At 67.0% G+C, this 13,365-nt stretch carries 8 protein-coding genes; 5 read left to right on the forward strand and 3 right to left on the reverse strand.

Annotated features, from left to right (window positions below; all coding sequences use genetic code 11):
- Both A9J21_RS22560 and A9J21_RS22565 read right to left on the reverse strand, forming a co-directional pair.
- On the reverse strand, positions 1-1,244 hold a 1,244-nt coding region (locus tag A9J21_RS22560; protein ID WP_066739400.1), incomplete at its 3' end, for an ATP-binding protein.
- Positions 1,245-1,253: 9 nt separating this feature from the next.
- Positions 1,254-1,988 (reverse strand): response regulator, encoded by a 735-nt coding sequence (locus A9J21_RS22565; protein WP_066739401.1) that lies wholly within the window; start codon positions 1,986-1,988, stop codon positions 1,254-1,256.
- Between the two features lie 308 nt (positions 1,989-2,296).
- Here A9J21_RS22565 and A9J21_RS22570 point away from each other — a divergent pair, with 308 nt between their 5' ends.
- From A9J21_RS22570 to A9J21_RS22585, 4 genes are read left to right on the forward strand one after another with little or no spacing between them, the layout of a single operon-like run.
- On the forward strand, positions 2,297-3,835 hold the full coding sequence (locus A9J21_RS22570) for an MdtA/MuxA family multidrug efflux RND transporter periplasmic adaptor subunit (RefSeq protein ID WP_066739402.1): 1,539 nt from the start codon (positions 2,297-2,299) through the stop codon (positions 3,833-3,835).
- Positions 3,836-3,856: 21 nt separating this feature from the next.
- A complete protein-coding gene (locus A9J21_RS22575) occupies positions 3,857-7,036 on the forward strand; it encodes an MdtB/MuxB family multidrug efflux RND transporter permease subunit (protein ID WP_066739403.1) in 3,180 nt (1,059 codons plus the stop codon).
- Entirely contained in the window at positions 7,036-10,332 is a 3,297-nt protein-coding gene (locus A9J21_RS22580; RefSeq protein ID WP_066739404.1) for an efflux RND transporter permease subunit, read from the forward strand. The genes A9J21_RS22575 and A9J21_RS22580 overlap by 1 nt, the downstream gene beginning before the upstream one ends.
- Positions 10,333-10,346: 14 nt before the next feature.
- Entirely contained in the window at positions 10,347-11,819 is a 1,473-nt protein-coding gene (locus A9J21_RS22585) for an efflux transporter outer membrane subunit (protein WP_066739405.1), read from the forward strand.
- A gap of 3 nt (positions 11,820-11,822) precedes the next feature.
- Here A9J21_RS22585 and A9J21_RS22590 read toward each other — a convergent pair whose 3' ends face one another.
- Entirely contained in the window at positions 11,823-12,722 is a 900-nt protein-coding gene (locus tag A9J21_RS22590; protein ID WP_066739406.1) for a LysR family transcriptional regulator, read from the reverse strand.
- A 133-nt stretch (positions 12,723-12,855) separates the two neighbouring features.
- Here A9J21_RS22590 and A9J21_RS22595 point away from each other — a divergent pair, with 133 nt between their 5' ends.
- Entirely contained in the window at positions 12,856-13,317 is a 462-nt protein-coding gene (locus A9J21_RS22595; protein WP_066739407.1) for a PACE efflux transporter, read from the forward strand.
- The last annotated feature ends 48 nt before the right edge of the window (positions 13,318-13,365 follow it).

Genomic DNA, 13,365 nt, shown 5'->3' on the forward strand with positions numbered 1-13,365 from the left:
TCCACGCGCAGGCCGCCTTCATCGCGGTTGCTGATCGCAAGCCTGCCGCCGCCCTGCCTGACCAGACGGTCGACAATGGCAAGGCCCAGCCCCGAATGTGCATTGCCGCCGCGTGCGGGATCCAGCCGCACGAAGGGCATGGTCACGCGCTCGATGGCATCGGCCGGGATACCCGGGCCCTGGTCTTCCACGGTCAGGCGCCAGCCCTCGCTGGTGCGCGCCGTCGCCACATAGACCGGCGGCGCCCCGTACGCATATGCGTTGTCCACCAGGTTGCCGATGATGCGATCCAGCTGCGTGGCGATCATCCGGAAACCATCGCCGGCGGTCAGTTCCAGCACCACCAGCCTGTCCTGCTCGTGCAGCGACGCCGCCAGTTCCCCGATGCGCTTGTCCACCGGCACCGGCCGCGCCGTGGGCTCGCTGCTCTGCGCAAAGGTCAGGAACTGCTCGACGATGGCCGACATCGAGTCCACGTCGCGCGTCACCCCTGCGGCCGCCTTGGGGTCGGACAGCATCTCGGCCCGCAGGCGCAGGCGCGCCAGCGGCGTCTTCAGGTCATGCGCAATGCCGGCCAGCATCGTGTTGCGTTCCTGGTCGATGCGGAACAGGTCGGCCACCATGCGATTGAAACGCACGATCAGCTGGCGCAGCTCGTGCGGCCCGCGCTCGCGCAGCGGCGGCACGGCCTGCTGGCGCGACAGCTTTTCGGCCGCCTCCGCCATGTCACGCACCGGGCGCTGGATCTGCCACGCCACGAACAGCGCGAACACGATCGCCACGCCCACCACCAGCACCACCCCCGGAATCAGGCGGTTGTCCGGGGGCGGGTTGTGGACAAACAGGATCGGCATGGCGATCCATCGATTGCGGTTGGGCAGCTTGATCCAGAGCCGCGGCGTGGACAGTTCGTCCTCCAGCCGCACCTCCGAGCCGGGCGGCAGGCGGCGCGTGAACTGCTCCACCAGGCGGCGCGGGCGGCCTCCCTGGGGCGGCTTCGCATGTTCGTCGGCCACTGCCGTATCGGCCACGTCCACCAGGCTCGGCAAAGGCACGGGCGGCCGGGCATCCAGCGCGCGCTGGATGCTGTCCAGCTGGAACAGCATCTGCTCGACCGAATAGTCGATCTGCTGCTGGCGCCGGTCCATGCGCAGGATGGCAAGCCACGAGAAATGGCTGATCACCAGCACGGCGGCGATCAGCAGCGCCATGCGGCCGAACAGGGTATCGATTCTTAGCTTCATGCGGGAGCTTTATTGCGGAACGCTGTCCTCGGCTTCGTCGGGCACGAAGGTGTAGCCCCGGCCACGTACGGTCTGGATATAGCGCGGGCGCTGCGCGTCTTCGTCCAGCAGCCGGCGCAGGCGCCAGATCTGCACGTCGATGCCACGGTCGCTGATGCCGTTGGCGGTGCCATACATCAGTTCGACGATGCGCTCGCGCGACAGCACTTCCAGCGGATGCATCAGCAGCAGCTTCAGCAGCGCGAATTCGGTATCGCTGATCGACACCGCCTGGCCGCTGCGTTCCAGCGACCGCTGGCGGAAGTTCACGCGGAACGGGCCAAAGGCGATCGATTCACGGTCTTCGGGGGCGGCAGCCGGGCGCGCCAGCTTGCGGCGCAGCACGGCGTTGATGCGCGCCAGCAGCTCGCGCGGCGAAAAAGGCTTGCCCAAATAGTCGTCGGCGCCGATTTCCAGTCCGACGATGCGGTCGATCTCGTCGCTGCGCGCGGTCAGCAGGATCACCGGGATATCGTCGTTCTTGGCACGCAGGTTGCGCAGGGCGGTCAGGCCGTCGACCTTGGGCATCATCAGGTCGAGCACGATCAGCGCCGGGCGCTCGCGCTCCAGTCTGGCCTGCAGGCCATCACCGTCGTGCAGCACCGACACCGCAAAGCCCTGCGATGTCAGGTATTCGCGCAGCAGGTCGCGCAATTCGGGATCGTCGTCGACAACGAGAATCTGTGTGGGCTGGTTTGTACGCATAGGCACATGATAGTCAGGACGGGCATCCAACTTTGCAAATGCCCGGGACGGTTTTGTTTCTGGAGGTTACACCCACGCCGCCCGTAACCCGCTGTAATAAAAGCGGGAGACCGCGAAATACGTGGGATCATGACTGCACATTATGCTTCCATCCATGACGCGCCCTGCCGGGCGCCATCCCACCTGACGGCGGGTCGCCCTGCCCTCGCGATGCGGCATACTGCTGCCACTCCGCCGTCACAGTCGCGGTGCGAATACCGTTTGGCACGCGCCCCTTTTTTGTCGTGCCGGTTCCCAGGATTCCGTTCATGTCCCACCCAGAACAAGGTCAACCTATTCCTCCCACTCCGCCGCGCGGTGCGGGCCGTTCGCGCCGCCGCACCTGGATTGCCGTCGCCGTCATTGTGCTGCTGGCAGGCGCCGGCTGGTACTGGCACAGCCACCGCAAGGCGGCCCAGGAAGCCGGTGCCGGCGCGCCGGGGGCCGCCAGCGGCGCGGCGGGCATGGGCGCCGGCCGGCGCGGGCCCGGTGGGACCGGGGGTCCGGGGGGCCCGAACGCCATGCCGCGCTCGCCGGTGGTGGTCAATACAGTCAGCAAGCGCAGCATGGACGTGGTGCTCAATGGCCTGGGCAACGTGACGCCGGTGGCGAATGTCACCGTGCGCGCGCAGGTTTCGGGCCCGCTGCTGAAGGTGCTGTTCAAGGAAGGCCAGATGATCAAGGCCGGCGACGTGCTGGCGGAGATCGACCCGCGCCCGTTCCAGGCCGCGCTGGACCAGGCCGTGGGCCAGCTGGCCCGTGACCAGGCGTTGCTGCAGAACGCCCGGCTGGACCAGCAGCGCTACAAGACGCTGCTGTCGCAGGATTCGATCTCGAAGCAGCAGGTGGACACGCAGGACGCGCTGGTGCGCCAGTACGAAGGCGTGGTCAAGACCGACCAGGGCAATGTCGACAACGCGCGGCTGAACCTGGGCTACACCCGGATCGTGGCGCCAACTTCTGGCCGGATCGGCCTGCGCCAGGTGGACCCGGGCAACATCGTCAGCACCGGCGACACGAACGGCATCGCCCTGATCACGCAGATCCAGCCGATCACCGTGCTGTACACGATCCCCGAGGACAACCTGCCCGCCGTGCTCAAGAAGCTCAACGCCGGCGAAAAGCTCCAGGTGCAGGCGTGGGACCGCCAGATGCGCAACCAGCTGGCCGAGGGCTCGCTGCTGACCACTGACAACCAGATCGACACCACCACGGGCACGGTCAAGCTCAAGGCCATCTTCCAGAACACCGACGGGATGCTGTTCCCGAACCAGTTCGTGAATGTGCGCACGCGGGTGGATACCATGGAAGACGCCACGGTGATTCCGGTGGCCGCCATCCAGCGTGGCCAGCAAGGCACCTTTGTCTACGTGGTGGGCGACGACAATACGGTGAAGGTTCAGGTGGTGACGCTGGGCCCGAGCGATGGTGCCCGCACCGCCGTGCTCAAGGGGGTGGAGCCCGGCCAGCGCGTGGTGGTGGACGGCGCCGACCGGCTCAAGGAAGGCATGGTCGTGGAGGCGGTGGACCCGGCCGCACGCGCCGCGCAGCTGCAGCCGTCGAGCGCGCCGCGTGCGCGTGGCCGCCGTGGCAACTGGGGCGGCGCCAGCGGCGCGCATGGTGGTGCCAGCGGCGCACATGGAGCATCAGGGGCGCCGGGCGCTGCCAGCGACGGCACGGGGACGTCGGCAGCGGCGGGCGCGCCGGGCGAGCGCCGCCGCATGCGCGATGCCGACACCAGCCCGAACCCGGCCACCAACACGCCTGCCAATCCGGGCGCCAGCGTGGGCCAGCGGCCGCAGCAGTAAGGAAGAGGATAGGGAAGCGGCATGAATCCTTCACGCATCTTTATCGAGCGGCCGGTTGCCACGGCCCTGCTGATGATCGCCATCCTGCTGTCGGGGCTGGTCGCATTCAAGCTGCTGCCGCTCTCCGCCCTGCCCGAGGTCGACTACCCGACCATCCAGGTCACCACGCTGTACCCCGGCGCCAGCCCCGACGTGATGACCTCGTCGGTCACGGCGCCGCTGGAGCGCCAGTTCGGCCAGATGCCGGGCCTCAAGCAGATGTCGTCGTCGTCATCGGGCGGTGCGTCGGTCATCACGCTGCAGTTCGAACTGACGCTGTCGCTGGACGTGGCCGAGCAGGAAGTCCAGGCCGCCATCAACGCAGGCGGCAACCTGCTGCCGGCCGACCTGCCGATGCCGCCGGTCTACAGCAAGGTCAACCCTGCCGACGCGCCGATCATGACGCTGGCGATGACGTCCGACACCCTGCCGCTGCCCAAGCTGCAGGACATGGTCGACACGCGCGTGGCAGCCAAGATCTCCCAGATCCAGGGCGTGGGCCTGGTCACGATCAGCGGCGGCCAGCGGCCGGCCGTGCGCATCCAGGCCAACCCGACCGCACTGGCAAACCTGGGCATGTCGATCGACGACCTGCGCACCGCCGTCGGCAGCGCCAACGTCAACGGCGCCAAGGGCAGCTTCGACGGCCCGTCGCGCGCCTCGACCATCGACGCCAACGACCAGCTCAAGTCTGCCGACGAGTACAAGCAGATCATCATCGGCTACCAGAACGGCGCGCCGATCCGCATTACCGACGTGGCGGAGATCGTCGACGGCCCCGAGAACAGCCGCCTGGCCGCGTGGGCCAACGCCAGGCCGGCCATCGTGGTCAATATCCAGCGCCAGCCGGGCGCCAACGTGATCGAGGTGGTGGACCGCATAAAGACGCTGCTGCCGCAGTTGCAGTCGGCGCTGCCGGCATCGGTGCACGTGCAGCTGCTGACCGACCGCACCACCACGATCCGGGCCTCGGTCAAGGACGTGGAGTTCGAACTGCTGCTGGCCATCGCGCTGGTGGTGATGGTGATCTTCATCTTCCTGCGCAACCTCTCGGCCACGATCATCCCCGGCGTGGCCGTGCCGCTGTCGCTGGTGGGCACGTTCGGGGTGATGTACCTGGCCGGCTTCTCGATCAACAACCTTACGCTGATGGCGCTGACCATCGCCACGGGCTTCGTGGTGGACGACGCCATCGTGATGATCGAGAACATCATGCGCTACATCGAGGAAGGCGATTCCCCGATGGAGGCCGCGCTGAAGGGCTCGAAGCAGATCGGCTTCACCATCATCTCGCTGACGTTCTCGCTGGTGGCCGTGCTGATTCCGCTGCTGTTCATGGGCGATGTGGTCGGACGGCTGTTCCGTGAATTCGCGATCACGCTGGCGGTGTCGATCCTGATCTCGGCCGTGGTGTCGCTGACCCTGACGCCGATGATGTGCGCGCGCCTGCTGCGCCATGTGCCGGAAAGCGAACAGTCGCGCTTCCACCTCGCCACGGGCCGCTTCTTCGACAACGTGATCGAAAGGTACGGCCGGGCGCTGGAATGGGTGCTGGCACGCCAGACCGCCACGCTGATCGTGGCCGTCGGCACGCTGGTGCTGACCGGCCTGCTCTACCTGCTGGTGCCCAAGGGCTTCTTCCCGGTGCAGGACACCGGCGTGATCCAGGCCATCACCGAGGCCGCGCAAACCAGCTCGTTCCAGTCGATGGGCCGCAAGCAGGAAGCCGTGCAGAAGGTGATCCTGCAAGATCCGGCGGTCGCCAGCGTGTCGTCGTTCATCGGCGTGGATGGCACCAACCAGACCATCAACGCCGGGCGCATGCTGATCAACCTGAAGCCCAAGGGCGACCGCGACTCGATGGCCGTGGTAACCGACCGCCTGCAGGAAGCGGTGCACAAGCTGGGCGGCGTGTCGCTCTACATGCAGCCCGTGCAGGACCTGACCATCGAAGACCGCGTGGCACGTACCCAGTACCAGTTCACGGTGGAAGATCCCGACCCGGCCGTGCTGGCCGAATGGGTGCCAAAGCTCGTCGAACGGTTGCAACAGGAACCCGAGCTGCGCGACATTGCCAGCGACCAGCAGAACAATGGCCTGCGCGCCTTCGTGGAGATCGACCGCGACGCCGCCGCGCGCTTCGGCATCACCACGGCCGTGATCGACAGCGCGCTTTACAGCGCGTTCGGCCAGCGCCTGATCTCGACCATCTTCACCCAGGCCAGCCAGTACCGCGTGGTGCTGGAGACGATGCCCGAATTCCGTACCAGCCCGGCATCGCTGGCTGAACTGCGGCTGCCGTCGTCGTCGGGCGGCCAGGTGCCGCTGGGCTCCATCGCCCGGATCTCCGAGCGCACCGGCCCGCTCGTGATCAATCACCAGGGGCAGTTCCCGGCGGCCACGATCTCGTTCAACCTGGCGCCGGGCGAATCGCTGGGCGCCGCCGTCGACAAGATCACCAAGGTGGAGCAGGAAATCGGGCTGCCGATCTCGATGGCCACCGAGTTCCAGGGGGCGGCGCTGGCCTTTCGGGCGTCGCTGTCGAACACGCTCTGGCTGATCCTGGCCGCCGTGGTGACGATGTATATCGTGCTGGGCGTGCTGTACGAGAGCACCATCCACCCCGTGACCATCCTCTCCACGCTGCCGTCGGCGGGCGTGGGCGCGCTGCTGGCGCTGCTGGTCTTCCAGCAGGACCTGGGCATCATCGCGATCATCGGCATCATCCTGCTGATCGGCATCGTCAAGAAGAACGCGATCATGATGATCGACTTCGCGCTCGAAGCCGAACGCGAGCACGGCATGAAGCCGTACGACGCCATCTTCCAGGCCTGCCTGCTGCGCTTCCGGCCCATCCTGATGACCACCATGGCCGCACTGCTGGCCGCGCTGCCGATGATGCTGGGCTCGGGCATCGGCTCGGAACTGCGCCGCCCGCTGGGTATCACGATGGTTGGCGGCCTGCTGGTCAGCCAGGTGCTGACGCTGTTCACCACGCCGGTGATCTACCTGGCGTTCGACCGCGTGGCGTACCGCCTGAGGGACTGGCGCACCCGCAGGTTCGGCAGCCCCGACGAGGGCGGTGACGACGGCAACGGCGGAGACGATGGCGGCCATGGCGGCCACCGCGTGGCGCCGCGTCCGCAGGAGCCAAACGCCTGATGAACCTCTCGGCCACCTTCATCCATCGCCCGGTAGCCACCGCGCTGCTGACCATCGGCATCCTGCTGGCGGGCATTGCCGCATTCCGGCTGCTGCCGGTGTCGCCGCTGCCGCAGGTGGACTTCCCGACGATCTCGGTCTCGGCGTCGCTGCCCGGCGCCAGCCCCGAGACCATGGCGGCCACCGTGGCAACGCCGCTGGAACGCGCGCTGGGTGCCATCGCGGGCGTGACCGAGATCACGTCGAGCAGTTCGCTGGGTTCCACGCGCGTGACGCTGCAGTTCGACCTGTCACGCGATATCGACGGCGCTGCCCGCGACGTGCAGGCGGCCATCAATGCGTCGCGCGCCACGCTGCCCACCAGCCTGCCGAACAACCCCACCTACCGCAAGGTGAACCCGGCCGACGCGCCGATCATGATCATCGCGCTGACGTCGCCGACGATGACGCGCGGCCAGCTCTACGACGCGGCGTCGACGATCCTGGCCCAGAAGCTGTCGCAGGTGGAAGGCGTGGGCCAGGTCACCATCGGCGGGTCGTCGCTGCCGGCCGTGCGGGTGGAGCTGAATCCGACCGCACTGAACCACTACGGCATTTCGCTGGAGGATGTGCGCAACACCATCAGCGCCACCAACGCGAACCGGCCGCTCGGCATCCTGGACAATCCCAACACGGCGTGGCAGGTCTATGCCAATGACCAGGCGATGGCGGCCAGGGACTACATGCCGCTGATCATCCGGTACGCCACGCCGGGCACCTACTCTTCCACATCGGCTGGCGCGCTGATCGCCAGCACGGCCAACGCGGCAGCGGGCGGCAATGTCAGCACCAAGACCGTCAACGGCGTCACCACCACCACGATCACCACCAGCAGCGGCACCACCACCATCAGCACCGGGGCCACGGGCGGCAATGTCAACAGCGGCGGCCCGAACTCGTTTGCGGTGCCGGTGCGGCTGCAGGACGTTGCCAATGTGGTGGATTCGGTGCAGGACATCCGCAATGCGGGCTCGGCAAACGGCAAGCCGTCAGTGCTGCTGGTGCTGAACCGGTCGCCGGGCGCCAACATCATCGAGACCGTCGACCGCGTCAACGACATGCTGCCGCAGTTGCGCAAGATGATCCCGGCCACGATCTCGCTGGACGTGATGATGGACCGCACGCCCACCATCCGCGCGTCGCTGCGCGAGGTGGAGCACACGCTGATGATCTCGGTGGCGCTGGTGATCATGGTGGTGTTCGTGTTCCTGCGCAACGTGCGCGCCACGCTGATCCCCAGCGTGGCCGTGCCGGTGTCGCTGGTGGGCACGTTCACGATCATGTACCTGGCCGGGTTCTCGCTGAATAACCTGTCGCTGATGGCGCTGACCATCGCCACGGGCTTTGTGGTCGACGACGCCATCGTGGTCCTGGAGAACATCTCGCGCCACATCGAGGAAGGCATGAAGCCGATGGCCGCCGCCCTGCGTGGTGCGCGCGAGGTGGGGTTCACGGTGCTGTCGATGAGCCTGTCGCTGATCGCGGTGTTCATCCCGCTGCTGCTGATGGGCGGCATCGTGGGCCGGCTGTTCCAGGAATTCGCTATCACGCTGTCGGTAGCCATCCTGGTGTCGCTGGTGGTCTCGCTGACCACCACGCCGATGATGTGCGCGCGGCTGCTGCGTCCCGTGCATGAAGAAAAGCAGGGCCGCTTCCACCGGGCCACCGAGCACCTGTTCGTGCGCCTGCAGAACGGCTATGGGCGCACGCTGGGCGTGGCACTGCGCCATGGCCCGGTGATCTGGATCGTGCTGCTGCTGACCATCGCGCTGAACGTCTACCTGTACGTGATCGTGCCCAAGGGCTTCTTCCCGCAGCAGGACACCGGGCGGCTGATCGGCTTTATCCGCGCCGACCAGGCCACGTCGTTCCAGCTGATGCGCACCAAGCTCGACAACTTCATCAAGATCGTGCAGTCCGACCCGGCCGTGGTCAACGTGACGGGCTTCACGGGCGGCTCGCAGCGCAATACCGGGCAGATGTTCGTCACGCTCAAGCCGCTGTCCGAACGCAAGGAAACGGCCGACCAGATCGTGGCGCGGCTGCGCGGCAAGCTGGCGAAGGAGCCCGGGGCAAGCCTGTTCCTGACGCCCGTGCAGGATATCCGCATCGGCGGACGCCAGAGCAGTTCGGCCTACCAGTTCACCCTGCAGTCCGACGATCTCGACGTGCTCCGCGCGTGGGAGCCCAAGGTGCGCGCGGCGATCTCGAATATCAAGGGCCTGGAGGACGTGGATACCGATACCAACGACAAGGGCTTGCAGACGTCGGTGATCATCGACCGCGACACGGCGTCGAAGCTCGGCGTCACCGCGCAGCAGATCGATGCGATCCTGAACGACGCGTTCGGCCAGCGGCTGGTGTCCACGATCTATCACCCGCTGAACCAGTACCGCGTGGTGATGGAGCTGAGCCAGGAGTACCTGCAGGGTCCCCACGCGCTGGACGACATCTACGTGGTCACGGGCGGCGGCAAGCGCGTGCCGCTGTCGGCCTTTGCGCGCGTGACGCCCACCAGCACACCGCTGGGCGTGAACCACCAGGGCCAGTTTGCCGCGTCGACCATCTCGTTCAACCTGGCCGAGGGCTACTCGCTGTCGCAGGCCACCGACGCCATCAAGCTGGCAATGGCGCAGATCGGCGCGCCGGAGACGCTGCAGGCCAACTTTGCGGGGGGCGCCAAGGCGTTCCAGGATTCGCTCAAAAGCCAGCCGCTGCTGATCCTGGCCGCCATCATCACGATCTATATCGTGCTGGGCATTCTCTACGAGAGCTACGTCCACCCGCTGACGATCCTGTCGACGCTGCCGTCGGCGGGCGTGGGCGCGTTGCTGGCCCTGCTGCTGTTCAAGACCGAGTTCAGCATCATCGCGCTGATCGGCGTGATCCTGCTGATCGGCATCGTCAAGAAGAACGCGATCATGATGATCGACTTTGCCATCGACGCCGAGCGGCGCGACGGCCTGAGCCCGCGCGACGCCATCTACCGCGCCTGCCTGCTGCGCTTCCGGCCGATCATGATGACCACGGCCGCCGCGCTGCTGGGCGCGGTGCCGCTGGCGCTGGGCCGCGGCGATGGCGCCGAGCTGCGCGCGCCGCTGGGTATCTCGATCGTCGGCGGCCTGGTGGTCAGCCAGCTGCTGACGCTGTACACGACGCCCGTGGTCTACCTGACGCTCGACCGCTGGCGCCTGAAGGTCAATGCATGGCGCGCGCGCCGGCAGCAACGCGGCGCCGCGCCGCAACTCGAACACTGAAGAAGGCATCTGCCATGTTCCGACACTCCAATTCTCTTTCGGTGGTGGCCCTGGCCTGTGCCCTGCTGGCCGGCTGCGCGGTCGGCCCCGACTACAAGCGCCCCGACGCGCCCGTGCCGAAGGCCTTCAAGGAAGCCAGCGAGGCCATGCCCGCATGGACCGGCGACTGGAAGACCGCCGAACCGCAGGATGCCGCGGGCCGCCCGGACTGGTGGCGCGTGTTCAACGATCCCACGCTGGACGACCTGATATCCCAGGTGCAGGTGTCGAACCAGAACATCAAGGCCGCCGAGGCAATCTATCGCCAGGCCACCGCGTCGCTGGCGGCGGCGCGCGCCGGCTACTTCCCGACCGTCGGCGCCAATGTGGGCGTGTCGCGCGGCAAGTCGAGTTCCGGCGGCCGGGTGATCGACGGCCAGAACGCCACGCTGTCGGCCAGCTGGGAAATCGACATCTGGGGCCGCATCCGCCGCCAGGTGGAAAGCGCCGAGGCCGGCGCACAGGCCAGCCAGGCCGACCTGGCATCGACGCTGCTGTCCACCCAGGCCACGCTGGCGCAGAGCTACTTCTCGCTGCGCGTGGCCGATGCCCAGCGCGCGCTGCTCGACCGCACCGTGGCCGACTATGCCAAGTCGCTGCAACTCGTGCAGAACCAGTACAAGGCCGGCACCGCGCAGCGCTCGGATGTGCTGCAATCGGAAACGCAGCTCAAGTCGGCCCAGGCGCAACAGCTTGATATCCAGATCAGCCGCGCACAACTGGAGCACGCCATCGCCATCCTGGTCGGCAGGCCGCCGTCGGAGCTGAACATCGCACCGGCCGATATACGGACTCAGGTGCCCGTGGTGCCGGTGGCCGTGCCCTCGCAAATGCTGGAACGCCGGCCCGACATCTCCGCCGCCGAACGGCGCATGGCATCGGCCAATGCCGACATCGGCGTGGCCCAGGCCGCCTACTACCCGACGCTGTCGCTGTCGGCCACGGGCGGCCTCACGGCCAGCACGCTGGCGCACTGGCTGTCGCTGCCCGACCGCGTGTGGTCGGTTGGCGCCGGCCTGGCCGGCACGGTGTTCGACGGCGGCCTGCGCAGCGCCGCCAAGGCCCAGGCCGTGGCCGCCTACGACCAGAACGTCGCCAACTATCGCCAGACCGTGCTGGCGGCCTTCCAGGAAGTCGAGGACAACCTCGCATCGGCACGCGTGCTGGAACAGGAAGCCGTGGTCCAGGGCGACGCCCTGCGCTCCGCCCGCGAGGCGCTATCGCTGGTCAACAACCGCTACAAGGCCGGCACCGCGGGCCTGCTCGACGTACTGACCGCCCAGACCGCGGCCTATACCGCCGAGACCACCACGCTGCGCATCATGGATCGCCAGTACACGGCGGCCATCACGCTGATCAAGGCGCTGGGCGGCGGGTGGCATGGGTATGACGTGGAGGTGGGGAAGGCGGAGGGGAGTACAGGGAGTACGGTAACTTCGCCGCAGTAACGCCTACCGCCCCTCCGGCACCGGCAGCGGTTGCTGGCTGACGCGTTCCTTCAGCCATGTGGCGGCCTTGCCCAGCGGACGCTGCTTGTGCCAGACGATTTCCATCGCCACGGGCCAGTCCTGGTCCTGGAAGGTCAGTTGCGGCGATACCAGCCCGGCTGCGGCCGGCGAGTTGGCGGCGACGTGCCAGGGGACAAAGGCCCAGCCCAGGCGGCGCTTGACCAGTTCGACGATGACCCACTGGCTTTCCACCCACCAGACTTCGGCGGCCACGCGCAGGCGCTTCTTTTCCTCGCTGTCGCTTCGCGTGGCCACCATCAGCTGGCGGTAGCGTTTCAGTTCCTCGAAGTCCACGCGCGGTTGCGCGGCCAGCGGGTGGTCGGGCGCGCAGATGATCGGCATGGGCACCCAGCCCAGCGCGTGGAATCCCAGTTCCGGCGGCAGGATCTCCTGGCGCCACATGATGCCCAGGTCCGCGCACTGGCTCAGCACCAGGCGGCTGACGTCCTCCATCAGCGGAAACAGGATTTCCAGCTCCACTGACGGAAATCGCTCGGAGAACTCGGTCAGCAGTTCGCCCAGCGTTTCCTCGGGATACAACTCGTCGACGGCCAGCGTCAGGCGCGACTCCACCCCTTCGCCCAGGCTTTTCGCCACGCCCCGGAAATGCTCGCAGCGCTCAAGGATCACGCGTGCTTCCAGCAGCAGCCTTTCCCCGGCGGGCGTCAGTACCGGGTAGCGGGCGCTGCGATCGAACAACGTGGTGTCCAGGTCGACTTCCAGATTTGCCACGGCGGCGCTGATGACCGACTGCGCCTTGCCAAGCTGGCGGGCGGCGGCCGAGAACGAACCGGTCTCGGCGGCGGCCGCAAACGCCTGGAGCTGGTCAAGGGAAAGAGACATGGTGTGCGATGGGTATGCGGGGCGCGCTCTGCAGCACGATCTATCGGATTTTTAGATGGTATCCAACTTGCGATCAGCTGTCGCGCCGATAGAATGCCTCCCATCGCTGAAATTTGCTGAATTGGAGAGTCTCATGCGCACCACTGCAGACCGTATTCGTCACACCGTCGGCTTCGAGGTGATCGGTCTGATCGCGTTCGCGCCGCTGGCGAGCTGGGTGTTCGGCTACGAGTTGCACCAGATGGGCATCGTGGGCGCCGTGGCGGCCCTGATCGCCGCCACGTGGAACTACATCTACAACATCCTGTTCGACCGCGCGATGCTGCGCTTCACTGGCCAGCTCAGGAAGTCGACGGCGATCCGCGTGCTGCACGCCATCCTGTTCGAGGGCGGCCTGTTGATCGTGTTCCTGCCGTCGGTGGCCTGGTACCTGAAGATCGGCCTGGTCGAGGCATTCATCATGGACATTGCCGTGGCTGGCTACTACATGGTCTACGCGTTCTTCTACAACTGGGCCTACGACGTCATCTTCCCGATTCCGAACGCCACACCATCGGCGCCCCCGCCGGCAACGGATTGCCAGTCGGCCAACTAAGCGAACCGAGCGCCGCGTAGTCGACCTCGATCATGAAATGCGGCCTGA

The organism is Cupriavidus sp. D384, from assembly GCF_001652915.1.
Taxonomy (GTDB): Bacteria; Pseudomonadota; Gammaproteobacteria; order Burkholderiales; family Burkholderiaceae; genus Cupriavidus.